The organism is Cyanobium sp. ULC065, from assembly GCF_977927515.1.
This window is the reverse complement of sequence record NZ_OZ376393.1, coordinates 3,026,810-3,050,895: the sequence shown is the minus strand read 5'-3', so window position 1 is coordinate 3,050,895 and position 24,086 is coordinate 3,026,810. Positions and strand designations below refer to the sequence as shown.

Sequence of the window (24,086 nt, the reverse complement as noted above, 5' to 3'; positions counted from 1 at the left end):
TTCAGGACTCCAGGGCGAGAGAGGGTTCGGGGGAAGCTTCCGGCTCCTGGTCGGCCAAGGCGAGGAACTTCGTCTTGACCGGCAGCTTGTACTGCGCCAGGCGCATGGCCTCCTTGGCGATGGCCGGGGTGATTTCAGGCCCGCCCATCTCAAAGAGAATCCGGCCGGGTTTGATCACCGCCACCCAGAATTCAGGGTTGCCTTTACCGGAACCCATACGGGTTTCGGCGGGGCGCATGGTGACCGGCTTGTCGGGGAAGATCCGGATCCAGATCTTTCCTCCCCGCTTGACATAGCGGGTCATCGCCCGACGACTGGCTTCGATCTGGCGAGAAGTGATCCAGCCACATTCCTGGGCCTGGAGGGCAAACTCACCGAAGGCAATCGTGTTGCCCCGGGTGGCGACGCCGCGCATGCGACCTCGCTGTTGTTTGCGGAATTTGACGCGTTTGGGACTCAGCATGGTTCAGGCCTCCTGATCACTCCTCGTTCGAGCGGTCTTCGAACTGTTGGGGCCGCCGGCTGCTCCGGCGCCTGGGTGCTCCACCAGCGGGCAGTTGCTCCTTCTGCCCAGGAAGCACCTCTCCTTTGAACACCCAGACCTTGATGCCCAGCACCCCGTAGGTGGTGGTGGCCACCTTGGTGGCGTAATCGATGTCGGCGCGCAGCGTGTGCAGGGGCACGCGGCCTTCGCGGGTCCATTCCGTCCGGGCGATTTCGGCGCCGTTGAGACGACCGCTCACCTGGATTTTCAGCCCGAGCACACCGGCCCGCTGGGCGCGCTGCACCGTCATCCGCATGACGCGGCGGAAGGCGACCCGCTTTTCCAGTTGCTGAGCGATGTATTCGGCCAGCAGGTAGGCGTCAGCGTCGACCCGCTCCACCTCAACGACATTGATGCGCACCTGGCGCTGGCGGTCGCCGAGCGTGGTCTGGATGCCGGCACGAAGCTCTTCGATGCCGCTGCCCTGGCGGCCGACCAGCACGCCGGGGCGTGCCGTTTTGAGCTCCACTTCGAGTTGATCGGCCTTGCGGGCGATCAGCACGTCGGAGATGCCGGCGCTGGCGTATTTCTTGTGGATGAAGCGACGAATCCGATCGTCTTCCTGGAGAAGAATCGGATAGGTCTTGCTGGGGGCATACCAGCGGGAGCGGTGGTCCTGGGTGATCCCCAGGCGCAATCCGGTTGGATGGATCTTGTGTCCCATCGGGCGGTGTCCTCGGGGGTCAGGCGGAAGTGGACGCCACAGCAATGCTGATGTGGCAGGTTTGTTTCTTGATCGCGTAAGCCCGCCCCTGGGCGCGGGGACGGAATCGCTTCAGGGAAGGACCCATGTCGGCGATCGCGGTGCTGATCACCAGGGAAGCGGGATCAAGACCAAGGTTGTGTTCCGCATTGGCGACCGCCGAACGGAGCACCTTGGTGATCGGTCCGGTGGAGCGGTAAGGCATGAACTCGAGCAGGATCAGCGCCTCGCGATAGGAGCGGCCGCGGATCTGGTCGAGCACCCGGCGCACCTTGGAAACGGATCCGCGGATGTAGCGGCCGTGGGCGCGGGCTTCTGAGCTGGGGGAAGGGTTGGCCATGGTGTGTCGCTCCTTAACGGGCACCTTTTTTGTCTTTGATGTGACCCCGGAAGGTGCGGGTGGGGGCGAATTCCCCCAGCTTGTGGCCCACCATCTGCTCGGTGACATACACCGGCACGTGGCTCTTGCCGTTGTGAACGGCAATCGTGTGGCCGATCATCATCGGCAGGATGGTGGAAGCCCGCGACCAGGTTTTGATCACGGTTTTGTCGCCAGCGCTGTTCTGCGCTTCGACCTTGCGCAGCAGGTGGTCGGCGACGAATGGTCCTTTTTTGAGTGAACGTCCCATGGCGGTTTAAGCAGACAGCAAAACAGTGTTGACCATCAGGAATCCCGTCCGCCACGGCTCCGTTTGGAGGTGCGGCGACGTTTCCGCAGGACAAACCGATTGCTGGGTTTGTTCCGCTTCCGGGTTTTGAGGCCCAGGGCCGGTTTGCCCCAGGGGGTGACCGGGCCGGAGCGGCCGATCGGTGCGCGTCCCTCACCACCACCGTGGGGGTGGTCGCAGGGGTTCATCACACTGCCGCGCACTTCGGGGCGACGCCCCAGCCAGCGCTTGCGACCGGCTTTGCCGAGGCTCGTGTTGCGAACTTCAGCGTTGCCCACTTCCCCGAGGGTGGCGTAGCACTCCCGCCGCACGAGACGAACCTCGGTGGACGGCAGCTTGAGGGCGACGTAATCGCCTTCCTTGGCCATCACCTGGGCGCTGGCGCCGGCGGTGCGAACCATCTGGCCACCGCGTCCGGCGTAGAGCTCGACGTTGTGGACGGCGGAGCCCAGAGGAATCGAGGAGAGCGGCAGGGCATTGCCGGTTTCAATCGGGGATCCGGGGCCGGACACCACCGTTTGGCCGACTTCGATGCCTGCAGGAGCAAGGATGTAGCGCTTCTCACCATCGGTGTAGAAGAGCAGAGCCAGACGCGCGTTGCGGTGCGGGTCGTAGTGGATGGCGGCCACGCGGGCCTCCACGCCGTGCTTGTCGCGGCGGAAATCCACCAGGCGATAGAGGCGCTTGTGGCCACCGCCACGGTGGCGGCAGGTGATCACGCCCCGGTTGTTGCGGCCTTTGCGGCGGTGCTTGGCCACCACCAGGCTGCGTTCGGGCTTGCGCTCAGTGACTTCGCTGAAGTCGCTGGCGACCCGGGTGCGGGTGCCGGGGGTGTAGGGACGGTAGTTGCGGATTGCCATAACGATTCAGAACCCTCAGGCCTCGGGGAACAGCTGGATGGCATTGCCTGCGGCGAGCCGCACCACCGCCTTTTTCACCTGGGCGCGCTTGCCGGCGAAGCGTCCGACCCGCCGGGCACGGCGAGGGGGATTCATGGTGCTCACGCCGATGACGCGCACATCGAAGAGGTGCTCGACGGCGGCCTTGATGTCGGGCTTGGCAGCCCTGGGGTCCACCTCAAAGGTGTACTGGTTGAGTTCGAGCGCGCGGGTGGCTTTCTCGGTGATCAGCGGGCGCCGGATCACATCCGCCAGCCGGTTGGCGAAACGTTCAGTCATCTCCGTAGACCTCCTGGATCTTGGCGAGAGCTTCCTCGCTGAGCACCAGCTTCCTGGCGTTGAGCAAGTCGAAGACATTCAGCTGATCGGCGGCGATCAGTTTCACGTTTTCGAGGTTGCGGACCGACAGGCGGACCACATCGGTGGGGGCATCCAGCACCAGCAGCACCTTGGCGCCGGCGGGGATGTCCCAGCGCTGCAGAGCAGCGACGATTTCGCGGGTTTTCGGCTGCTCCAGCGCCGCGCCGAAGCCTTGCACCACCACCATGTCGGCGGCCCGGCTGATCAGGGCGGTGCGCAGCGCCAGGCGACGTTCCTTGCGGTTCATCGCCAGGCTGTAGGTGCGGGGCTTGGGCCCGAACACCACGCCGCCACCGGGGCGGAGCGGGGTGCGGATCGAGCCCTGGCGGGCACGACCCGTTCCTTTCTGTTTGTAGGGCTTGCGGCCGCCACCACGCACTTCGGCGCGGGTGAGGCTGCTGGCCGTGCCCTGGCGGGCGTGGGCGAGCTGGCGCACGACCGCGCGCTGCAGCAGGCCGCCGGCCGAGGCTTCCTTGGCGACCCTCAGATCAAGGCTGGCCTTGCCGGCTTCCTTGCCCTGCCAATCACGAACGACACAGTTGACCATGGCTGACATCCTCAGTTCGCGACCTTGTCACCGACCCGCCGAGCGGGTCGGATGTTGAGCAGGGCGCCGGGCTTGCCGGGCACCGAACCCTTCACCACCAGGAGGTTGCGCTCGACATCCACCTTGAGAATGACGAGACCCTTTGTGGTGATCTGCTTGCCGCCGTAGCGGCCTGCCATCCGTTTGCCGGGGTAGACCCGACCGGGGGTGGTGCCGGCGCCGGTGGATCCGGGTTCGCGGTGGTTCTTGGAACCGTGCGTCATTGGACCGCGGCTGAAGCCGTGGCGCTTCTGGTAACCACTGAAACCGCGGCCGATCGTGTCACCGCTGACATCGACTTTCTGGCCGGGCTCGAAGCCTTCGACCGTGATCGTGCCACCGAGTTCGAGGCCTTCGACAGAATCGAGCCGGTATTCGGTGAGGTGCCGCAGGGGCTCACTGCCGGATTTGGCCAGGTGACCCGCAGCCGGGCGGTTGACGAGCTTCTCGCGAATGTCGCCAAAGCCAATCTGAGCGGCGGTGTAGCCGTCGGTGGCAGGGGTTTTGAGTTGGGTGATGCGGCAGGGGCCCGCCTCGATCACGGTGACCGGGATGGACTTGCCGTCGGGGGCGAAGAACTGGGACATGCCCAATTTCTTGCCGAGGATGCCGATGGACATGGGGGGAAGAACGCCAGCAGGACCACGGCCGAGACCATCCGGAGATGACGGGCCGCCTGGAGGCTGAATCGATGAACGCGCTGGATCCGCTTGACTGGATCCCGTGGAAACGGAGCATCCGGCCATGGCCTGACGGGCAGGCAGGGCCGGGGGCTAGCGGTGGGCGAAACAGCAGGCTGGGACTTTTCCGTCGGGCCGTAGCCGGAGGACGGCGAGTTTCCCGTCGGCGGTGAGGCAGCAGAGCTGCTCGTTGCCGAACTGGCCGGGAGGATCCACCGACAGCGGTGGACCCGCGCAAGGTTCCGGAGGCCCGGCTAGCGGACGGGCACAGAACACATGCACAAGAATCCACAGTACCGCATGGTCCGACCCCCTATTCCTGAAAGCGTCCTGCCAGACTGCCGCCGTTCCTGGCACTGCCCTCCATGCCGCTCCTTCTTACCGGCCGTCGCTTTCGGGAGGATCTGGAGAAGGCTGGTGCCCTGGCCCTCTATGCCCCCCTGGAAGGTGGTGCGGAGACACGGCTGATGCGGCGTCTGCGCGCCGCCGGCTACCGCGCACAGATGACCTCAGCCCGCGGCCTCGGTGATCCCGAAGTGTTCCTGCTCCAGTCGCACGGCATCCGTCCGCCGCACCTTGGCCACCACAGCGTTGGCAATGCCGCTGCCGTCGGTGACGTCCAACAGGTGATGCCCCAGCTCGGCCCCCTGCTGGAAGGCACCAAACCGATCCTGCTCTGGCTGCTGGAAGCCCAGGTGCTTTCCGCCGCAGAGCTCTCGGCCCTGTGCGGGCTCACCCAGAGGGAGCCGCGCCTGCGCATCGTGGCGGAAATGGGTGGCTCGAGGTCGCTGCGCTGGCATCCGCTCGATCAGTGCGTTGCCGCCTGAGCAAGCGCTGCGCTCCGGCCGCTGGGTCAAGTTGATCTGCGGCGCCAGCAACCAGGATCTGGCTGCGATCGTCGATCTCTGCGGCATCTACACCCTGGCGGGTGTTCAGGCGATCGATGTGGCTGCCGATCCCGCTGTGGTGGTGGCAGCGCGGCGCGGCATCGCCTGGGGTCTGGAGCGCTCCGCTGGCGGCTGTCCCCCCTGGCTGATGCTGAGCCTCAGCGATGGCGCCGACCCCCATTTCCGCAAGGCCCACTTCGATCCGGAGCGTTGTCCGCCGTCCTGCCCCCGACCCTGCGCGCGGGTGTGCCCGGCCCTGGCCATCGGCGAGAGCGGCGGTGTGATCGACGAGCGCTGCTACGGCTGCGGCCGCTGCCTGCCGGCCTGCCCCCTCGGCCTGATCGCGGCCAGGGAGCATGCGCTGCCGGCGGAGGCTGTGACCCCTCTGCTGGAAGCGCTGCGGCCGGATGCGGTGGAGATTCACACCCAGCCGGGCCGAGGCGCCGCTTTCGCTCAGCGTCTCGACCAGGTGGTGGCTGCGCGACTGCCCCTGCAGCGCCTGTCGGTGAGTTGCGGCTGGGAAGCGCCCTCCAACGGCCGCAGGCAGGCGGTGGCTGACGGCGTGGACGGTTCAGGTGCGGAATCTGCAGGCATGGAACGTCCAGGGGTGGAGGGTCTGGCGGCGGAGCTCTGGCAGCGGTTCGCGCGCCTTAGAGCGGCGGGGTTGCGGCCCCTCTGGCAGCTCGATGGCCGGCCGATGAGCGGCGATGTGGGGGACGGTACGGCCCATGCCGCGGTGCGGCTGCTGGCGGCGCTGCGGCCCTGGGCACCACCGGGGCCCCTGCAACTGGCGGGTGGCACCAACGGCCACACCCTGGAGCTGCTGCGTCGTCTGGCGGGCTCGGCGGCGGAGGCGCGGCGCCTCAGCGCCGGTGTGGCCTTCGGCGGGATGGCGCGCCGTCAGCTGCAGCCGCTGCTGGTGGAGGCCGAGCGGCGGGGCACACGGCTGCTTGACGATGCGGACCTCTGGACCGAGGCGCTGGCAAGGGCCCGGGCGCTGGTCGGCCCGTGGCTGGCTTCCTGATGGCTAGAACGGCAGTCCTGGAGTGATGGGTCATGCAAGCTCCCGACGCTGCCCCCCTCGCCCTGGCTCACGCCGGCGCCCCTGAGGTCGCCCTTTCGCCGCACCGGGTGACCGACGATCTCGAAGCGCTGCTGGCGGTGCTGCCGGAGCGGGTGCGCGAGGCCTTCGCCGCCGCGGAGAGCCGCGACCAGCTGCTCGAGGTGGTGCTGGATCTTGGTCGCTGTCCTGAGGCCCGCTACCCCGGGCGCGCCATTGCCCTCACCGATCAGCCGATCGACCGCTCGGACCTGGCGGCCGTGGTGGAACGGCTCGGCCATTTCGGCGGCGACAACCGGGCGGGCATCGAGCGCACCCTGCACCGCATCAGCGCCATCCGCAACCGCACCGGCGATGTGGTGGGTCTCACCTGCCGGGTGGGCCGCGCTGTGTACGGCACGGTGGCGATGGTGCGGGATCTGCTGGATACCGGTCAGTCGCTGCTGCTGATGGGGCGTCCCGGTGTCGGCAAGACCACGGCCCTGCGGGAGATTGCCCGTGTGCTGGCGGACGACCTGGAACGCCGCGTGGTGGTGATCGACACGAGCAACGAGATCGCCGGCGACGGTGACATTCCCCACCCCGCCATCGGCCGGGCCCGCCGCATGCAGGTGGCGCGCCCCGAGCTGCAGCATCAGGTGATGATCGAGGCGGTGGAGAACCACATGCCGGAAGTCATCGTGATCGATGAGATCGGCACGTTGCTGGAGGCTCAGGCGGCCCGCACGATCGCCGAACGGGGGGTCCAGCTGGTGGCCACGGCCCACGGCAATGAGTTGGCCAACCTGATCAAGAACCCCACCCTCTGCGACCTGATCGGCGGCATTCAGTCAGTCACGCTCGGTGATGAGGAAGCGCGGCGGCGCGGCTCCCAGAAGACCGTGCTGGAGCGCTGCGCCGACCCCACCTTCCCGCTGGCGGTGGAGATGCACAGCCGCAGCCGTTGGCTGGTGCACCGTGACGTGGCCCGCACGGTGGATTTCCAGCTTCGGGGGCAGCCTGCCCGCCCCCAAGTGCGCGAATGCGATGCTTCCGGCCGCGTGCGGCTCGAAGACGCGGCCACTCCTCCGGCCCCACCCCGCTTGACGCGCGCGGAGCTACCAGCGCCACGCCGCGAGCTACGGCGGCCGGATCCGGCCCCGCCCCTGGCGCCGGTGCCGCTGCCCGACCCATCCATGCCCGCGCCGCACCGGCGCCCAGCGGTGGAGCCGGCAGCGACGACCCTGCGCCTGTTCAGCTGCGGCATCAGCGCTGCGCTGCTGGATCAGGCGGTGCGCAGCCGCCGCTATGCCGTTGAGCAGGTTGTTGATCTGGAGCAGGCGGATGCGGTGCTCACCGTGCGCAACCAGCTGGGCCAGGACCCGGAGGTGCGGCGGCAGGCCCAGCTCCACGGCGTGCCGATCCTGGTGATCAAGTCCGACAGCCTGCATCAGATCCAGCGAGGTCTCGAGCGGCTGCTGCAGCGGCGCCAGCCGGATGGGGTGGCGCCGCTGCAGGTACTGCCGGACGACGCCTACGGCGCCATGGAGGAATGCCGTCTGGCTGTGGAGCAGGTGGTGGTGCCCCGCGGCTGCCCGGTGGAGTTGCTGCCCCGCAGCGCCCGCGTCCGCCAGATTCAGGCGGAGCAGGTGCGCCGCTATGGATTGCGCTGTGCCGAGTTCGGCAGCGGCGGGGAGCTGCGGTTGCGTGTGTTCCCGCGCTGAGCGCTGCCATCAGCTGCCGTGATCCCTGTCGGCACAGCGGGAGATTGACGAAGGACGGCTCGCTGTGGGTAACTATCTGGATCCCGGGCGTCGGGTGTTCCACTGCGTTGGCGGCCTGCGGGCCCTCTTCCCCGGACCACCCCACAACTGCGCGTTGGGCCGTCGCCAAGTGGTAAGGCAGCGGGTTTTGGTCCCGCCATTCCTAGGTTCGAATCCTAGCGGCCCAGTTCTGACACTCCTTTGAGCTCCCCTGTGTCCTCCAGCCCCCTGCTGGTGTTCGATTTTGACGGGGTGCTGGTCGACGGCATGGCCGAGTACTGGTGGAGCGCCCGCCGGGCTGCTCTGCGGCTGCGCCCCGACCTTCATCTGCCCGTGTCGGCGCCGCCCGGCTTTGCCCAGCTGCGGCCCCTGATCCACAAGGGCTGGGAGATGGTGCTGCTGGCCGCTGAGCTGGGCCGCGACGACCATCGGCTCAGCGACACCCTGGCTGACTACGGCGGTGCTCTGGACCGTGCTCTGGAGCGCTGGGAGTGGCAGCCCTCCCAGCTGCAGGAGGTGCTGGAGCTCGTGCGCCGCGAGGCCATCGCCACCGACCGCAGCGCCTGGCTTGCGCTGCATCGCCCCTACCCCGGCGTGCCGGAGCGGCTGCGGGCCCTGAGCGGCGAGGCGGCCGATTGGGCGGTGCTGACCACCAAGGGGGCGGCCTTCGCCGCTGAGCTGCTCTCTGCCGAGGGCCTTGAGCCCTGGCAGCTGTTCGGTCATGAGCAGGGGCCGAAGCCCGAGGTTCTGCTCCAGTTGCGGTCGCTGAACAGGCCGATCTGGTTCATCGAAGACAGGCGCCCCACCCTGGAGCAGGTGCGGGCCACACCGGGATTGACCTCCGTGCGCTGCTTTCTGGTGTCGTGGGGGTACGTGCGCGCGGCTGATCTGACCGGCCTGCCGCCGGGCATCGCCCTGCTCCGCCCGGAGCGGTTCGCGGCCCCCTTGGCGACCTGGCCCTGATCCGCTAGCGTACGCCTGTACTAATTCCTGTCCGGCGCGCCGGCCTGATACGTCCACCCGATTCGGTGGCACCTGTGCCTTTGAGGCCGCAGGATGTCCCGCTTCGGACGTCTCGATCAGCGGCCTGTTCTCTCACCCACCGTTGACCATGCCTGCCGACCCCAAGAGCACCGACCTCAGGGCCGCTCATCCCCGCTCCGCCGCCGCCGGATCGTCGGCCGCCGCCCTCGGTTCCGCCGCCGCCGCCCGCGACAAGGCCCTTGACCTCGTACTCGGTCAGATCGAGCGCAACTTCGGCAAGGGTTCGATCATGCGCCTCGGGGATGCTTCCCGCATGCGGGTCGAAACCGTTTCCACCGGCGCGCTCACTCTTGATCTTGCCCTCGGTGGCGGCTATCCCAAGGGCCGGGTGGTGGAGATCTACGGCCCCGAGAGTTCGGGGAAAACCACGCTCACGCTGCATGCGATCGCCGAAGCCCAGCGCCGTGGTGGCGTGGCGGCCTTCGTCGACGCCGAGCATGCCCTGGATCCGGTCTATGCGGCGGCCCTCGGGGTCGATGTGGAGAACCTGCTGGTCTCCCAGCCGGACACCGGCGAAATGGCGCTCGAGATCGTGGATCAGCTGGTGCGTTCTGCGGCCGTCGACATCGTTGTGGTCGACTCGGTGGCGGCGCTCACCCCACGGGCGGAGATCGAAGGGGAGATGGGCGACCTGGCGGTGGGCAGTCAGGCCCGTCTGATGAGTCAGGCCATGCGCAAGATCACCGGCAACATCGGCAAATCCGGCTGCACGGTGATTTTCCTGAACCAGTTGCGGCAAAAGATCGGAGTGACCTACGGCAACCCGGAAACCACCACGGGAGGCAACGCGCTCAAGTTCTACGCCTCGGTTCGCCTCGACATCCGCCGCATTCAGACCCTCAAGCGTGGCACCGAGGAGTACGGCATCCGGGCCAAGGTGAAGGTGGCGAAGAACAAAGTGGCGCCCCCCTTCCGCATCGCTGAGTTCGACATTCTCTTTGGCCGCGGCATCAGCACCCTGGGCTGTCTGCTGGATCTGGCCGAGGAAACGGCCGTGGTGGTCCGCAAGGGTGCCTGGTACAGCTACGAGGGCGACAACATCGGCCAGGGGCGCGACAACACCATCACCTGGTTGGAGCAGAACCCCACCCAGAAGGAGGCGATCGAAGCGATCGTGCGCCGCAAGCTCACCGAAGGCGCCGATGTGACGGCCAACTCCGTCAAGCCCCTGGCGGCGGCGGCAAAGTTGGCTGCGGCTGAGGCTGAGGCCGACGACGGCTCCGACGCGGATGACGCCGTGGAGGTGGCTGGTCTGGCTGCGCGCTGAGGGCAGGCCGCAGGCCCAGCCCCACCATTCCAGCCGTATCAGCGGGGCGGGGGATTGAAAGGGTGATTCGGGCATCGACAGAGAGCCCGGATCGCCCCAGCGTGGTGCGGAAATCCAGGTGAAGTCTCGACGGCAACGAGAGCCTGGGCAGGCCAGCCATCGGCCTGAAAGCTGGCCGCAGCTGGAACGCTCCCTCCGATTCCCAGCCAGCTGTCCAGCTCACCGGTCCAGTGCTGAGGCGTCCTGGGCCTCGCCTGGGCACAATTCAGCCTTCCGAAGAACCAGCCTTCCGGTCAGTACACGAGCAGCTCTGCAGCTCAGAAGTTGAGCAGAGGCGTACACCCGTGGGTCGACTGTCCCCAGAACGCCAGCGGCTCACCCGCTCAGCCGAGCTGGTCACCCCACCAATTCCTCGAGGGGTTGGGACGTTGCGCTGATCAGCACAGCCTGCCGTTGGTCCGCAGTCTTTATGGCGTTGCCGTCGGCGGGAACCTGTTGCAGGAAGGCGGTCACCCGTTGCAGTTCCTGGATCGCATCGGCCCCGTCCAGCCGTACCAGCTCGTGACCATTGCGCGATTCCACCCAGCTGATGCCGCAGTCAGACACCAGAAAGCGGATGGTGTGGGTATCCCCCAGGTCTGCAACGAAGGAAGCGCCTTGCCGCTCCTGGCCGTCTCCGCAGACGTAGCAGGTGGCCACCAGCCCTTTGCGCTGCAGGCTGCTGGCAAGAGCCTGAAGGCTCATGACGAGATCCTGAGCCAGCGAGCGGTATTGCTCAGCCAGACGGGTAAACATCACGCGGAACCGTTGGTCCGCCCGATCATAAGGTTTTCTTCCGATTGTTGCGACCGTTCATAGTGGCGCGTCAGCAGGCGGTGACGTCTGTGGTGCTCAGCGGGTACACCTGCGGCGCTCAGCAGGAACGCCTGCGGCGGCCAGGGGGTGGATGTCAGGGCGATGTCTCAGGGGGTGTCGGACAGTTGCCACCAGCCGGCGGCCGGGCCGATGAAGCGCACGACCACCCAGAAGAGGACCAGTGAGCCAATGCCGACCCAGGCGCCGCGGGTGGTGAGCTTCACGAAGCGATCGGCCTGGTCGCGCGTGAGCGGAAACCATTCCACCAGGCGTGGTGAGGCGTCCTTGGCTGCGGATGGCTTGGCCTTCTGGCGTGGTGGCAGACCCTGTTGCGCCCTCCGCCTTGCTTCACCCATGACCGTTCTGCTCCCATTGCGATGCAGCGTAGAGGTGGCCACCGGGCGTATCTGCAGCTGGCGGCTCAGCCCGGGAGCAGGCGATTCAGGGCCACCCAGGGTTCCAGGGCACGCAACACCTGCCGCCCCCAGCTGCGGCTGCGGACCCGGCCATCCAGCACAGCCAGTCGTCCCGCCCCTCCGCGCCTGAGGCTGGCCAGGCCGCGCTGCAGTCGATCAAGCGCTTCGGGCAGCAGCAGTTCGCGGAACCAGTCGCGTCCCTGCTGGCGCAGCCGCATCACCCGGGCGGCGGTCAGCGGGTCTTCCAGGCTGGCGATCGGCAGTGGACCGACCACCACCTGGCAGGGCACCGGCAATCGCTCCTGATGCTCCAGCCACCAGCTCCAGCCGCAGCAGATCACACCATTGCTCTCCGGGGCTGTGTCCTGATGGCACACCCGCGTGCCGAACTCGGCCGCCAGCGCCGCCGCCAGCGGCAGGCGCAGGCCAGCCTCATCGACGAGCACGATCGTCAGGCCAGCCTGGCCCAGCACCAGACGGCGGCAGTGATCGAGCAGATGCTCGCCGTACTGGGGGCTGTTGGGCAGGGGCTGGCGCAGGGGCGCGTAGAGCGGCAACGGGTCGGAAAGGAGCGGATCGGCCAGATCCACCCGCACCTGGGGGGTGAACCCCGCCAGCTGCACAGGCGCTCCGCGCTGGCCCACCAGCACCAGGGCCCGGCCATCCAGCAGTCCCTGCATCACCTCCAGCGGTTCGAGCGGCACCCGGTGGAGGTCCCACTGCAGCAGCTGGCGGTCCACGGTGGCCCAGCTCGTCCAGCCCGGGCCGCTGGCCGCCATCCACTCGGGCCATGGATGCGGCAGCGGCCCCAGCAGCGACAGCAACTGCCGCAGGGGCGCTTCGTCTTCGGGCGGCAGGGGCACCTGGGCCGAGGGGGTGCCCGGGTGGCTGAGGATCCGGCGGCCGAGCCGCTGGTGCAGCTCCAGCAGGCTCGCGTCCGCCGCCGGCAGACTGAGGCGGATCTGGTCCCAATGCTGAGGAGCGAGCTGCTGATCCAGCGCCGTGCGCAGCCGTGCTTCGAGGATCTCCTCCTCGGGAATCACCAGGTGGCGATCTCCAAGGGTGCCGCTCTGCCAGGCCTTCACCAACTGCTGATGGTTCATCAGCCAGAGGGTGCTGTCGCGGGGCGGTGTTTCCCCTTCCCAGCACGGCAGGGTGAGCCCGGCGGCTCGCAGCCGGGGCAGCTCGACCTGCAGCAAGCGCCGGCGCATCGGCTCGCTCACCACCAGCACCAGCGGTGCCGTCGCCAGGGCCATCGGCACGAGCAGGGCTACAAGCCAGCCCGGATCGCTGCCAGGCGCAAGCTGCAGGCAGCAGTGATCGCCGCGCCGCAGGCTGCGCCCCACCACCCGGCTGAGCGTGAGGTGATGCGGCCAGCCCACGCCACCCTCCTGCCGCAGGAGTTGCTTGAGCTGCTGGTGGGCGCGGGCTTCCAACATCCGCGAATCGTAGGAAGCTGCTCCGAGTGGACCGTGGCAGCCATGACAGCCCAGACGATGCACCCCGACGGCACGGCCGGAGTGGTGGGGCTGGTGGGGCTGGGCCTGATCGGCGGCTCCCTGGGCCTCGATCTGCGTGCCCGCGGCTGGGATGTGCGCGGGCTTGTACGGCGGGAGAGCACGGCGGAGCGGGCTTGCCAGCGCGGACTGGCTGGCCGGGTCAGCACCGATCCCTCCGTGCTGGCGGGCTGTCCGCTCGTGGTGCTGGCGCTGCCGCTTGATCAGTTGCTGGCGCCGGACCCGGCGTTGCTGGCTGCCCTGCCGCCGGACGCGGTGATCACCGATGTGGGCTCGGTCAAGGCACCCGTGCTGCGCACCTGGCAGGGGATCGTGCCCCGTTTCGTCGCCAGTCACCCGATGGCCGGCACCGCGGAGGCCGGGGTGGAAGCGGGGGTGCGCCACCTGTTCCGCGGTCGCCCCTGGGTGGTGACGCCCACGCCAGACACCGACCCGGCAGCTCTGGAGCTCGTGCGCACCCTCTCGGAAGCCGTGGAGGCCCGATGGCTGCTGTGCGACCCCCAGGCCCACGACCGCGCCGTGGCGCTGATTTCCCACCTGCCGGTGCTGGTGGGTGCCGCCCTGCTGCAGGCGGCGGATCGGGGCGCCGTGGCGGCGCCGGCCTCTGGCGATGGGCAAGCCGGCTACGAGCAGGTGGACACTGAGGCCAGGGTGCTGGTGCGTGCGCTGGCCTCCAGTGGCTTTGCCGACACCACACGTGTGGGGGGCGGCAACCCGGAACTGGGTGCCCTGATGGCCCGTTGCAACCGGGAGCAGGTGCTGGCGGCCCTGGCCTCCTATCGGCGATCGCTCGATCAGCTGGAGGGCTTGCTGCAGCAGGAGCGCTGGGCCGATCTGCGCGAGGCACTGGCGGCCGGCCAGCGCCTGCGGCCGGAGTTCCTCTAGGCAGCGATCCCCCGCCGAGCCAGCAGTTGCCGGCTCACCATCTGCGCCGACAGGCTCACGCCCGCGGTGCCTTCGCCGGGGTAGATGGCATCGCCGCAGAGCCAGAAGCCAGGCAGGGGTGTGCGGCTGGCCAGCCCGAAGGGGCCGAAACGGGAGGGATGCTGGCCCAGCCCGCCCACGAAGCCGAAGGGCCGCCCGGTCCAGCGGGCGAAGCTGCGTGGTGTGGACAGTTCCGCGTGGTGGTAGTGCGCCGGCGTGAGACCGAGCAACCGATTCAGCCCTGCCTGGAGGCCCGCCATCGCCGTCTGTTTGCGGGAGTGGTAGGCGGCTTCGTCGCCCTCGAACCAGGGCCGGGCCGGAGTGAACACGCTGGCGATCAGGGTGGCCTCCCCCGCCGGCGCCCGGCCATCCCCCTCCCGGCTCACCGACACGAACAGGGAGCCAGGGTCGGCCCAGTCGAGCTGCAGATGAGCGGGGCAGTCGGCGGGCAGGGCGCTGCGCTCCACGGCCGCGTACAGCACCAGCGCACCGCTGGGATCCTCCAGGTGCCGCAGCCGCGCTCCGTAACCGGCCGGCAGGGCATCCCCTGGCAACAGATCCGGCAACGACTGGGGGGGAAGGCTGCAGACAAGTTCACGGGCGAGCAGCTGCCAGCGGCTCCCGCCTGGCCCTGTGCCATGCACCCTCCAGCCGCCGCCGTGCTGCCGCAGCTCGCTCGCCCGGTGCCGCAAGCGCAGGCTGCCGCCGGCGCGGGCCAGCCCCAGCTCCAGCGCATCGCTCAAGGCCTGCATCGAGGGCGCCAGATGGAACAGGCCCAGAGGCTCCTGTGCCATCGCCAGCACGCTGGCGCCGTAGAGCGCGGCAGTGCGGTGGGCCGGCTCCTGGGAATAGAGACGCAGCTGCAGATCGAGAAAGCGCCGCAGCCGCGCGTCGTTGGCGCAGCCCGTGAGCCTCAGCAGATCGGCGATCGTGCTTCCCACCAGCACACCGCTGGCCAGGTTGGCGGGGCGCAGGGCGCCCAGCAGCTGGCCCAGGTCCCAGAGGCTGCGGGGGGGCAGTACCGGTTCCCGTCCAGCGAAGCCCCAGTTGGCCTGGTGGATTGCTGCGCACAGGCTCCAGAAGCGCTCCGAGCCCGGGAAATGCCGCTGCCGTTCCTGCCGCCAGCGCTCGGGATCACGCCAGAGCCGCACCGCCCGCTGGCCATCGGCCAGATCCACGACGCAACCGGGGTCCAGTGGGGTGGCTGCCGGCGCCTCCACTCCCAGCTGCTCGAAGATCCGCGCGTGAATGCCGCCCGGCTCCAGGCCGGCCACCTGGGTGGCCCCCACATCGAACACATAGCCCCGGCGGCGGAAGGTGCCGGCGCAGCCGCCGCTCTGGTGATGGGCTTCCAGCAGCTGCACGTCCAGGCCCTGGCGCGCCAGCAGGGCCGCTGCCGTGAGGCCGGCGATGCCGGCGCCGAGCACGGCCACGTCGCACTGGCCTTTGGCCGCATCGGCTTGCGCGCCCACCTTCGCTGCCCCGCCACAGAATTGCAGGCATGCTGGCCATGCTGACGGGGCGGCCGTGACGGACGATTCGCTGGCGGCCTGGGTGCGGCAGCACCTGAAGGCGCCACTGCTGTCCCGCCAGCCGGTGGGCGGTGGCTGCATCCACCGGGCCTGGCAGCTGCAGCTTGCCGATGGCCGCCGCTTCTTCGCCAAAACCAACGGCGCGGCAGCGCTGCCCCTGCTTCAGGCCGAAGCGGACGGTCTCAAGGCCCTTGCTGCCGCCGCCGGCGCCGACCTGGTGGTGCCGCAACCGCTGCACTGCGCCGTGGTGGAGGGGGAAGCGGTGCTGTTGCTGCCGTGGCTGACGCTGGCCCATGGCGGCAGCTCCCAGGCCTGGAGTGATTTCGGTGCTGCCCTCGCCTGCCTGCACCGGCGCAGCGCCGCTGGCCCGTCGTTGCGTTTCGGCTGGCCGCACGACAACTTCATCGGCTCGAACCCCCAGCGCAACGGTTGGGGGGATCACTGGGGTCGCTTCTTCGCAGAGCGACGTCTGGGCGTGCAGCTGGAGCTGGCGGCGGCGAAGGGCAAACAGCTACCTGGCAGCCAGCAACTGCTGGCAGACCTGCCCGGCTGGCTCGACGACCACGGCCCTGATCCCTGCCTCGTGCACGGGGATCTGTGGAGCGGCAATGCGGCGCTTCTGCATGATTCGTCGCTGCCGGCTCTGTTTGATCCGGCCGTCTACCGCGGCGACAGGGAAGTGGACCTGGCCATGGCGCGGTTGTTCGGAGGCTTTCCGGCGGACTTCTTCCTGGGCTATGGGCGTGAATGGCCGTTGCCGCCGGGCGAAGCGCGCCGGCGGCTTGTCTACGACCTGTATCACCTGCTCAATCACGCCAACCTGTTCGGTGGCGGTTACTGGCGACAGGCGCAGGCGTTGATCGACCGGTTGCTCTAGGCCTCAGCCCAGATACTCCTGGCGCAGGTTGCGCAGGCGCTCAACCACGGCGGAGCGCTTTTCGCTGGTGGTGAGGTTCTTCCAGCTCCAGCTGCCCACCACCACCAAACCGAGCAGTTCGAGCAGGCCGGGAACCACAGGCAGCAGGTTGATCGTGTCGAGGACTCCCTTGATCAGGATCTGGGCCACGATCACTGCCAGCAGGATGCCGAGCGCCTTGCCCGCCTTGCCGGCCTGATTCCAGTCCACCTGCTCGAGGGACTGGTTCACCTTGGTGAGGATCTCGCCGTAACGGGCGTTGAAGCTCGCTCCAGCGTCGGAGCTCTCAGAAGCGGGCACATGGCTGGTCGGTTGCACGTCCTGCTCGGTGATTGTTTCGTTCATTGAATGAGCGGGGTGCGGTGACGGCCCATAACGTATCGGCATGGGTGGCTCTTGGCCAGAACAGCTGGTGATCGATCGGCGCGCCCTGACGGTGCTGGAGGCGATCGTGCGGGCGGCCCACCCTCAGGAGGGCTGCGCTCTGTTGATCGGCCCGATTCCGACAGGCCACGCAGACCACCGCTGGCGGATCACCACGGCGTGGCCGTGCCTGAATGTGTGGGAACCGGAACCGGAGCGTCATCGGCGTTTCGCCCTCGATCCGCGCGAGCAGCTGCAGGCACAGAAGTGGGCGCGCAGCCGTGGCCTCTCGGTGATCGGCGCCGCGCACAGCCATCCCACCAGCGCGGCGGTGCCTTCGGCGCTGGATCTGGAGCTGGCGATGCCCCCCACCGTGCTGCTGATCGCCTCAGGCCTGCACCAGGAGTTGCGGGGCTGGTGGCTGACGGAGACCGGCGATGGCACGGCGGCCGAGCCGCTGCCGCTGGCTTCGGATGATGAGGCAAGGCCCGGGGGTTTGGGAGACTGAGGCATGTGCCGCCCAAGCGGCTGTTCTGGCCACCGGCCTTCCGCCCATGCTTCCTCCCGACACCAGCGGCGTCCAGCTCACACCCGATGAGGTGGCCCGCTTCTCACGCCACCTGATCCTGCCCGAGGTGGGCATGGAGGGACAGAAGCGCCTGAAGGCCTCCTCGGTGCTCTGCGTAGGCACGGGTGGCCTTGGTTCTCCCCTTCTGCTCTATCTGGCCGCCGCCGGCGTCGGTCGCCTCGGCATCGTCGATTTCGACGTGGTGGATAGCAGCAACCTGCAGCGCCAGGTGATTCACGGCACCAGCTGGGTGGGCAAGCCGAAGATCGAATCGGCGCGGCATCGCATCCATGAGATCAATCCCCACTGCCAGGTTGATCTCTACGAAACGGCGCTCACCAGCGAAAACGCGCTCGAGATCATCGCCCCCTACGACGTGATCTGCGATGGCACCGATAACTTCCCCACCCGTTATCTGGTGAACGACGCCTGCGTGCTGCTCGACAAGCCCAACGTCTACGGCTCGATCTTCCGCTTCGAGGGCCAGGCCACGGTGTTCAACTATCAGGGCGGGCCCAACTACCGAGATCTGTTCCCCGAACCGCCGCCGCCGGGCATGGTGCCGTCCTGCGCCGAAGGCGGGGTGGTGGGCGTGCTTCCCGGCATCATCGGCATGATCCAGGCAACCGAAGCGGTGAAGATCATCGTGGGCATCGGCACCACGCTCAGCGGTCGCCTGATGCTGTTCGATGCCCTGAAGATGACCTTCCGCGAACTGAAGCTGCGCCCCAGCCCTGAGCGTCCGGTGATCGACAAACTGATCGATTATCAGGAGTTCTGTGGTGTCGGCGGCTCGGCACCCGGCCAGGAGGAAGCGGGCAGTGTGCCCTCCGTGAGCGTGCAGGAGCTCAAAGCCCTGCTCGACAGCCAGCCCACCGATGTGGTGCTGCTCGATGTGCGCAACCCGCCGGAGGCGGAGATCGCGGTGATGCCTGGTGGCGTGCTCGTTCCCCTCGATCAGATCGAAAGCGGGCAGGCGATCGAGCAGGTGCGCGAGTTGGCCGCAGGCAAGCGCCTCTATGTGCACTGCAAGCTCGGCGGCCGCTCGGCCAAGGCCCTGATCGCGCTCAAACGGCATGGCATCGAGGGGGTCAACGTGACGGGAGGCATCAAGGCCTGGAGCGAGGAGGTCGATCCTTCCGTTCCGCTCTACTGACCCCCGCATGCCCCCAGTGGCAAGGGCGGCACTGACGGAGCACGAGCGTTCCGGCCGAAGGCAGGAGGAACGGCGTCTGCTGCTCCTTGAAGAGCAGTTCGTTCCCTTCCTCCTGCTGACCCTGCTGCCGGTGTTTCTCATGCCGGTGGCCACGATCCGCGGGGTGGGCTTCGCCCGCTTCCTGCTGCCGGTGATGGTGTCGCTGCTGGTGCTCCAGTCGATCAGGCTTCTGCCGGCGATCCGGCCGTCCTCGTCGGAGCTGCTGCGCGTTCAGCTCTACCGGCTGCTCGGACTGTTGGCGGCGCTCGGCACCTGGGTGCCGTTGCTGGTTGGGGGCTGGCCAAACCAGCAGCTGAGGGTGGTGGCGCTGCTGATGCTCACGGTGTTCTTCCTCACCACAACGGCGCGGTTCGTCCTGGTGCTGGCCCGGGTGCCGCGTGTGAACCTGAAGGTGCTGGCCGGCGCGGCGGCGGGCTATGTGCATCTTGGCCTCACCGGTGGAATCCTGGCCACGGCCATTCAGGTGATTCACCCGGGCAGCTTCAACCTGGGCGTAGAAGCTCACAACGACTTCCTGCTCGACCGACTCACCTATTTCAGCTTTGTGACCCTCGGCGGCCTGGGCTATGGCGATGTGTTGCCCAGCAATCCACTCGGCGAACGGCTGGCCATTCTGCTGAGCCTCAGCAGCACGTTGTATGTGTCTCTTTTGATGGGCCTGTTGCTCGGCCGCTTCATCGCCAACCGGGAGGTGGATCTGATCGAAGAGGAAATCGAGGAGGGGCGCCTGCCGCTGCCGCTCGATGTCGACAGAAGCCGAAAGGAATGAGCGAACGTGCTTGTGCTTGTGCTTGTGCTTGTGCTTGTGCTTGTGCGGGAGTCGGTGCGTACAGTCGTCTGCGCGAAAATCAATAAAACAGGATGGAGCAAATTGGGTGAAGTCTGAGTGCGCAAGCCAGGCATGCACAAGCTAGGGATACACTCTCCAGAGATGCGCCACCCACAGATGCGCGTACACATGGCCAAGGCATGTTCGTGCTGAAGTTGCGGGATCCTGGAAGATCCAAGTCTGAGAAGCAAAGAAACGCTCGAATCAATAATCCACGCCGCGCTTGAGGTCCACGCCGCGCTCGGCGTAGTGCTTGTGGCAGACCATCTCTGAATGCACACTGGCCAGATTGAAATAGGCCGGTGGGTTCTTGCAGCGGCCCGTAATGATCACTTCCGTTTCGGCCGGCTTGCGCAGCAGGGTCTGAACGATCGGCTCCACCGGCAGCAATTCCAGATCCACAGTGGGATTCAGTTCATCGAGGATCACGGTTTTGTAGAGACCACTGGCGATCGCTGCCCGGGCGATCTCCCAGGCCCGCTCTGCTTCCACATAATCAATCGGCTGCTGCTGGCCGCGCCATACGATCGCATCGCGGCCTGAGCGCAGGTGATCCACCAGATGGGGATAGCTTTCCCGCAGCGCGGCAATGGCCGCATCTTCGGTATAGCCACTGCCGCCTTTGAGCCATTGCAGGATCAGCACCCGGTGGCTCTTGTCCTGGCTGATGCCACGCCCGATCGCCTGCAGCGCCTTGCCCAGGGCACTGGTGGATTTGCCCTTGCCCTCGCCGGTGTAGATCTCGATTCCGGTGAGCCGGCCGCCCTGATCCTCGTGGTGGTGGGCCCGCATCTCCGAGTGCAGGTCGGCCAGTTGCACCAACTGGGCCGGCGCCCCCCGGCCGGTGACGATCACTTCCATCCCTGCCGGTTTGGCCGCCAGGGTGCGCACCACCTCACCTGCCTCCAGCAGGCCCAGGTCGAGCACCGGGTTGAGCTCATCCAGCACCACCACGGAATAGAGCGCGCTGGCGATGGCGCCTCTGGCGATGTCCCAGCCGCGCTGCGCTTCCTGCCGGTCGAAGGCCGTGGCCTCTCCGGCGGTGAAGAAATCGCCGCGGCCGGTGCGCACCTGATCGATCAGATGGGGAAAGCCCTGTTGCAGGGCTTCAATGGCCGCGTCCTCGTCGTAGGAGCGTCCCGGGCCTTTCAGAAAGCGCAGCAGCAACACCCGCGTGCGTTTCTGTTCGCAGATTCCCAGACCGATGGTGCGCAGCACCACCCCGAGGGCCGCCTGGCTTTTGCCCTTGCCTTCGCCGTCGTAGACGTGCAGCTGGCCGTGGCTGCGCTCACTGCTGCCTGCGGCCGTGCGGATCCCAATGCCCCGGCCGTTGCTTGTGGTCGCTGCCATGGCTCAGGCTTCTACGATCAGATGCTAACGATCGGCAGCGACTGGAATGCCTTCACTAGCACTGCCGTTTCAGGCTGCCGGAGGCGCTGCTGCCCCGACCCTGCACCGCCTGCTGGAGTGCCTGCCTGCCGAGCTGTGCACCCAGCTGGAGCGGTTGCGCGCCCGATTGCAGGGTTTCGGGGCTGTGGTGGTGGCCTATTCCGGCGGTGTGGACAGCGCCCTGGTGGCAGCGGTGGCGGCCGAGCAGCTGGGCGAGGAGGCCTTGGCGGTGACGGGTGTTTCCCCCGCCTTGGCCCCCCATCTGCTCCAGGAGGCCCGCCAGCAGGCGGCCTGGATGGGCATCCGCCACCAGGAGCTGGCCACTGCAGAGCTGCAGGATCCCGCCTACTTCCGCAACCCCGCCAACCGCTGCTACGCGTGCAAGAAGGAGCTGCACGGTGTGCTGGCGGAGCAGATCGCCGCCGGCCGCGGCCTGCAGGTGGTGGATGGTGTCAACCTCGATGACCTCGGGGATCATCGCCCCGGGATCGAGGCGGCCCGGGAGCATGGGGTGATTTCACCGCTGGCGGAGCTCGGTATCAACAAGGCGGGCGTGCGTCAGATCTCGCGAGCGCTCGGTTTCCCCTGGTGGGACAAACCTGCCCAGCCTTGCCTCTCCTCAAGATTTCCCTACGGAGAGCCGATCACAGCGCTGCGCCTGGAACGGCTGGCGCGTGCCGAAGACTGGTTGCACCGCCGCGGGGTGCGTGAGCTGCGGGTGCGGGTGCAGGGGGAGACGGCCCGCATCGAAGTGCCCGCCGATCAGCTCGATTCCTTTGTGACCCGCCTGCCGCGACAGGAATTGGTGGACACGTTCCTGGGGCTGGGCTTCACCGCTGTGAGCCTGGACCTGGAAGGGTTGGTGAGCGGCAAGCTGAACCGCCAGCTGCCGGGCGCCGCAATGGGCCGGGGCTGAACGGGACCAGACAAACGCACGGTCAGTTTCCAGGCAGCGCCCAGGCAGTCCACAGGCACTGTCCAGGCAAAGGCTTAGCCACAGCTGGGCAGTACCCAGGCGGCGCCCACACCCAGGCCGAGCCACGGCAAGACGATGGCCAGAGCACAGGCCGATCTACGGGCCAGGCCTGTGTCAGAGCATGGCCAGACGCGAAAAAGGTGGGCAGGGCACTGAATGCCCGCCCACCTTGCATGGCCCTCTTGGTGTGCCCCGGACCGGATCAGGCGGCGGGCACCGGTTCGCGGATTCCGTCGGCGATCGAGGCGGGCGTTTCGCGCCGGAAGCTCTTCAACTTCCGGCGTGTGGCTCCGAGCTCCTGGCCAAGCACGTCACAGGCCCGCTCGGGCATGGTGTGGTCACCGCAGGTGAACACGTCTACAGCCGCGTAACCGGATTCCGGCCAGGTGTGGATCGAGATGTGGGATTCGGCCAGAAGAGCAAGCCCCGTAACGCCCTGCGGTTCGAACCGATGGGTGATGAGGTTCAGGAGAGTGGCGCCAGCACGTTTCGCTGCTGTGGTGATGGCGGTCCTGAGGAAGGCTTCGTCATCGAGCTTCTGCGGGTTGCAGTCGTAGAGCTCGAGGATGCAGTGTTTGCCCACCATGGTTTCAGGTGAGCTGGCCACGGGTTCAGCCGGGGCAGGAGAGGCGGGGTGCTTAGGGCTCTTGAGGCTTTGGGCTCCGTTCCATCCCGGGTTGGGGTGGAGGCAGGGCAGGGTCTGGGTCATCGAATCTGTACAAACAGCAATGCATCCTAGTGCCAGGTTCAAGGAGGGGAGTGGATCGCCCCCGCCACGATCCCCACCCGCTGCGAGCCTGCGGCCCAGCGATCGCTGAAACCTTCCAGATGGGTGGCGCTCACCAGGCACTGATGCGCCTCGCCCACGGCTTCAAGCAAAACCTGCTGGCGGGTGGGGTCGAGCTCGGCGAGCACGTCGTCGAGCAGCAGCAGGGGCGGATCGCCACAGAGCTGCTGCACCAGCTCCAGCTCAGCCAGCTTCAGTGCCAGCACCAGAGTGCGCTGCTGGCCGGCCGAGCCGTAGCGGCGTGCCGCCTGATCGCCGAGCAACAGCCCCACCTCGTCGCGGTGCGGCCCCACCTGACACTGGCCCAGCCGGCGTTCCTCCTGGCGTTGACGCTGGAGCTGCTCGATCAGGGCCTCCCGCCACAGGCCCTCCTCCTCCTCTCCCTCCAGCACGCTGCCGGGCTGATAGCGCAGCTCCAGCCGTTCCCGGCCCCCACTCAGCCGGGCCTGCCAGGCGGCCGCGAGCGGTTGCAGGCGTGCCAGTGCCCGGCGCCGGCGCCGGTGCAGTCGGGTGCCCACCACCGCCATCTGCAGGTCGAAGGCATCGAGCAGGGCCTCCCGCTCCGGCCCTGAGAGGCCGCCGCGCCAGAGGCGGCTGCGCTGCCGCAGCAAGCGGGCGTAGCGGCTCAGCAGCTCGGTGTAGACGGGCTCGAGCTGCAGCACCACCCGGTCGAGCCATTGGCGCCGCAGGGCCGGTTCGCCGCGTACCAGGTGCAGATCGAGGGCACTGAAGCCGACGCAGCGCAGCGGACCGATCAGATCGTGCTGGCGGCTCAGGGTCTTGCCGTTGCGCCGTGCTGTGCGTCCGCCCCGCTGGCGCAGCTCCAGTTCCAGGGCGTCGCTGGTGCTGGCCGCACCCTGGTGGTTCGGCGCCGCCGGTTCATGGCAGAAGCCGCGCACGCTGGCGTGGGTTTCGCCGTGCTGGATCAGGTCGAGGTCGCTGCCGGTGCGATGCGAGCGCAGGCTGCCGAGCAGTTCCACCGCTTCCAGCAGATTCGACTTGCCTTCGCCATTGGCTCCGATCACCAACAGCCGTGGGGCTTCGATCTCCAGCTCCAGCCGGGCGTAATTGCGGAAGTGCAGCAGCTCCAGGCGATGCAGCCGAATGGGTCTGGGGCGGCTTGCGGCTAAGGTAGGCCGAGTGGTGAGGGCGTTGTCTTCCCATCAAGGTCAACAGGTTTTGCCTGTTCACCCACGTGATCCGGCCCACAGCGCCGTACACGGGCATGTAGCTCAGCTGGATAGAGCATCAGATTCCGGTTCTGAGGGTCGGGGGTTCGAATCCCTCCATGCTCGCTTCATTCATTCACTGACATCTCTCCAAGGTCTGCAGGCAGGACTCCCTGCCGATGAGCGCCG

The 24,086-nt window shown here is 67.7% G+C and carries 27 protein-coding genes and 2 tRNA genes; 13 read left to right on the top strand and 16 right to left on the bottom strand.

The window, feature by feature from the left end; all coding sequences use genetic code 11:
* Position 1: 1 nt before the first annotated feature.
* Genes rplP through rplC form a run of 8 tightly spaced genes read right to left on the bottom strand, consistent with a single transcriptional unit; the run spans position 2 to position 4,380 of the window.
* Positions 2–463 (bottom strand): 50S ribosomal protein L16, encoded by a 462-nt coding sequence (gene rplP / locus ACXMDP_RS15280; protein ID WP_094514261.1) that lies wholly within the window; start codon positions 461–463, stop codon positions 2–4.
* A gap of 16 nt (positions 464–479) precedes the next feature.
* A complete protein-coding gene (gene rpsC, locus ACXMDP_RS15275) occupies positions 480–1,208 on the bottom strand; it encodes a 30S ribosomal protein S3 (RefSeq protein WP_094514258.1) in 729 nt (242 codons plus the stop codon).
* Positions 1,209–1,227: 19 nt separating this feature from the next.
* On the bottom strand, positions 1,228–1,587 hold the full coding sequence (rplV, locus tag ACXMDP_RS15270; protein ID WP_094514255.1) for a 50S ribosomal protein L22: 360 nt from the start codon (positions 1,585–1,587) through the stop codon (positions 1,228–1,230).
* A 13-nt stretch (positions 1,588–1,600) separates the two neighbouring features.
* Positions 1,601–1,876, bottom strand: a complete 276-nt coding sequence (rpsS, locus tag ACXMDP_RS15265) for a 30S ribosomal protein S19 (protein ID WP_006173352.1) — start codon at positions 1,874–1,876, stop codon at positions 1,601–1,603.
* Between the two features lie 35 nt (positions 1,877–1,911).
* Complete coding sequence (gene rplB, locus ACXMDP_RS15260) at positions 1,912–2,775, bottom strand: 50S ribosomal protein L2 (RefSeq protein ID WP_094514251.1); 864 nt, start codon at positions 2,773–2,775, stop codon at positions 1,912–1,914.
* A gap of 15 nt (positions 2,776–2,790) precedes the next feature.
* Positions 2,791–3,093, bottom strand: coding sequence for a 50S ribosomal protein L23 (locus tag ACXMDP_RS15255; RefSeq protein ID WP_094514247.1), 303 nt, complete (start codon positions 3,091–3,093; stop codon positions 2,791–2,793).
* Complete coding sequence (gene rplD, locus ACXMDP_RS15250; protein ID WP_094514242.1) at positions 3,086–3,721, bottom strand: 50S ribosomal protein L4; 636 nt, start codon at positions 3,719–3,721, stop codon at positions 3,086–3,088. The genes ACXMDP_RS15255 and rplD overlap by 8 nt, the downstream gene beginning before the upstream one ends.
* 11 nt (positions 3,722–3,732) lie before the next feature.
* Positions 3,733–4,380: a 50S ribosomal protein L3 gene (gene rplC / locus ACXMDP_RS15245; RefSeq protein WP_094514239.1), complete on the bottom strand. Its 648-nt coding sequence runs from the start codon at positions 4,378–4,380 to the stop codon at positions 3,733–3,735.
* 425 nt (positions 4,381–4,805) lie between these two features.
* Between rplC and ACXMDP_RS15240 the strand changes: the two genes are divergently transcribed.
* From ACXMDP_RS15240 to recA, 6 genes are all read left to right on the top strand, one after another.
* Positions 4,806–5,267 (top strand): NAD(P)H-quinone oxidoreductase subunit N, encoded by a 462-nt coding sequence (locus tag ACXMDP_RS15240; protein WP_094514235.1) that lies wholly within the window; start codon positions 4,806–4,808, stop codon positions 5,265–5,267.
* Positions 5,257–6,351, top strand: coding sequence for a Light dependent period protein LdpA domain-containing protein (locus ACXMDP_RS15235; RefSeq protein WP_094514231.1), 1,095 nt, complete (start codon positions 5,257–5,259; stop codon positions 6,349–6,351). The genes ACXMDP_RS15240 and ACXMDP_RS15235 overlap by 11 nt, the downstream gene beginning before the upstream one ends.
* A 32-nt stretch (positions 6,352–6,383) precedes the next feature.
* Positions 6,384–8,090, top strand: a complete 1,707-nt coding sequence (locus ACXMDP_RS15230) for an AAA family ATPase (RefSeq protein WP_259730031.1) — start codon at positions 6,384–6,386, stop codon at positions 8,088–8,090.
* A gap of 155 nt (positions 8,091–8,245) precedes the next feature.
* Positions 8,246–8,317, top strand: a tRNA-Gln gene (locus ACXMDP_RS15225).
* A 25-nt stretch (positions 8,318–8,342) separates the two neighbouring features.
* Positions 8,343–9,092, top strand: a complete 750-nt coding sequence (locus ACXMDP_RS15220; protein ID WP_259730032.1) for an HAD family hydrolase — start codon at positions 8,343–8,345, stop codon at positions 9,090–9,092.
* 148 nt (positions 9,093–9,240) lie between these two features.
* Positions 9,241–10,440: a recombinase RecA gene (recA, locus tag ACXMDP_RS15215; RefSeq protein WP_259730033.1), complete on the top strand. Its 1,200-nt coding sequence runs from the start codon at positions 9,241–9,243 to the stop codon at positions 10,438–10,440.
* 396 nt (positions 10,441–10,836) lie between these two features.
* Here the strand turns inward: recA and ACXMDP_RS15210 are convergent, their stop codons facing one another.
* From ACXMDP_RS15210 to ACXMDP_RS15200, 3 genes are all read right to left on the bottom strand, one after another.
* Complete coding sequence (locus ACXMDP_RS15210) at positions 10,837–11,235, bottom strand: DUF1815 family protein (RefSeq protein ID WP_094514218.1); 399 nt, start codon at positions 11,233–11,235, stop codon at positions 10,837–10,839.
* A gap of 167 nt (positions 11,236–11,402) precedes the next feature.
* Positions 11,403–11,651, bottom strand: a complete 249-nt coding sequence (locus tag ACXMDP_RS15205) for a DUF2839 domain-containing protein (RefSeq protein WP_094514216.1) — start codon at positions 11,649–11,651, stop codon at positions 11,403–11,405.
* Between the two features lie 65 nt (positions 11,652–11,716).
* A complete protein-coding gene (locus ACXMDP_RS15200) occupies positions 11,717–13,150 on the bottom strand; it encodes a helicase (protein ID WP_259730034.1) in 1,434 nt (477 codons plus the stop codon).
* 42 nt (positions 13,151–13,192) lie between these two features.
* Here ACXMDP_RS15200 and ACXMDP_RS15195 point away from each other — a divergent pair, with 42 nt between their 5' ends.
* On the top strand, positions 13,193–14,113 hold the full coding sequence (locus ACXMDP_RS15195) for a prephenate/arogenate dehydrogenase (protein ID WP_259730035.1): 921 nt from the start codon (positions 13,193–13,195) through the stop codon (positions 14,111–14,113).
* Here ACXMDP_RS15195 and crtD read toward each other — a convergent pair.
* The gene (crtD, locus tag ACXMDP_RS15190) at positions 14,110–15,624 is read right to left on the bottom strand and encodes a C-3',4' desaturase CrtD (protein ID WP_259730036.1); all 1,515 of its coding nucleotides are present in this window, start codon (positions 15,622–15,624) and stop codon (positions 14,110–14,112) included. The two genes, ACXMDP_RS15195 and crtD, sit on opposite strands and share 4 nt — an antisense overlap.
* Before the next feature lie 55 nt (positions 15,625–15,679).
* Between crtD and ACXMDP_RS15185 the strand changes: the two genes are divergently transcribed.
* Complete coding sequence (locus ACXMDP_RS15185; RefSeq protein WP_259730037.1) at positions 15,680–16,561, top strand: fructosamine kinase family protein; 882 nt, start codon at positions 15,680–15,682, stop codon at positions 16,559–16,561.
* A gap of 3 nt (positions 16,562–16,564) precedes the next feature.
* Here ACXMDP_RS15185 and ACXMDP_RS15180 read toward each other — a convergent pair whose 3' ends face one another.
* Positions 16,565–16,945: a CAAD domain-containing protein gene (locus ACXMDP_RS15180; protein ID WP_259730038.1), complete on the bottom strand. Its 381-nt coding sequence runs from the start codon at positions 16,943–16,945 to the stop codon at positions 16,565–16,567.
* 40 nt (positions 16,946–16,985) lie between these two features.
* On the opposite strand from ACXMDP_RS15180, the gene ACXMDP_RS15175 reads away from it, so the two are divergent.
* From ACXMDP_RS15175 to ACXMDP_RS15165, 3 genes are read left to right on the top strand one after another with little or no spacing between them, the layout of a single operon-like run.
* Positions 16,986–17,471 carry a M67 family metallopeptidase gene (locus ACXMDP_RS15175; protein WP_259730039.1) on the top strand — a complete coding sequence of 162 codons (486 nt, stop codon included), beginning with the start codon at positions 16,986–16,988 and terminating at the stop codon, positions 17,469–17,471.
* Between the two features lie 46 nt (positions 17,472–17,517).
* Positions 17,518–18,687: a molybdopterin-synthase adenylyltransferase MoeB gene (moeB, locus tag ACXMDP_RS15170; RefSeq protein WP_094514206.1), complete on the top strand. Its 1,170-nt coding sequence runs from the start codon at positions 17,518–17,520 to the stop codon at positions 18,685–18,687.
* Between the two features lie 7 nt (positions 18,688–18,694).
* The gene (locus ACXMDP_RS15165) at positions 18,695–19,516 is read left to right on the top strand and encodes a potassium channel family protein (RefSeq protein ID WP_259730040.1); all 822 of its coding nucleotides are present in this window, start codon (positions 18,695–18,697) and stop codon (positions 19,514–19,516) included.
* A 264-nt stretch (positions 19,517–19,780) separates the two neighbouring features.
* Here ACXMDP_RS15165 and ACXMDP_RS15160 read toward each other — a convergent pair whose 3' ends face one another.
* On the bottom strand, positions 19,781–20,926 hold the full coding sequence (locus tag ACXMDP_RS15160) for a cob(I)yrinic acid a,c-diamide adenosyltransferase (protein WP_259730041.1): 1,146 nt from the start codon (positions 20,924–20,926) through the stop codon (positions 19,781–19,783).
* A gap of 46 nt (positions 20,927–20,972) precedes the next feature.
* Here ACXMDP_RS15160 and larE point away from each other — a divergent pair, with 46 nt between their 5' ends.
* A complete protein-coding gene (larE, locus tag ACXMDP_RS15155; RefSeq protein ID WP_259730042.1) occupies positions 20,973–21,881 on the top strand; it encodes an ATP-dependent sacrificial sulfur transferase LarE in 909 nt (302 codons plus the stop codon).
* Between the two features lie 262 nt (positions 21,882–22,143).
* Here the strand turns inward: larE and speD are convergent, their stop codons facing one another.
* Both speD and recF read right to left on the bottom strand, forming a co-directional pair.
* Positions 22,144–22,650, bottom strand: coding sequence for an adenosylmethionine decarboxylase (gene speD, locus ACXMDP_RS15150; protein WP_255101367.1), 507 nt, complete (start codon positions 22,648–22,650; stop codon positions 22,144–22,146).
* A gap of 38 nt (positions 22,651–22,688) precedes the next feature.
* The gene (gene recF, locus ACXMDP_RS15145; RefSeq protein ID WP_259730058.1) at positions 22,689–23,813 is read right to left on the bottom strand and encodes a DNA replication/repair protein RecF; all 1,125 of its coding nucleotides are present in this window, start codon (positions 23,811–23,813) and stop codon (positions 22,689–22,691) included.
* Between the two features lie 136 nt (positions 23,814–23,949).
* Between recF and ACXMDP_RS15140 the strand changes: the two genes are divergently transcribed.
* Positions 23,950–24,023 (top strand) — tRNA-Arg (locus tag ACXMDP_RS15140).
* Positions 24,024–24,086: the final 63 nt, after the last annotated feature.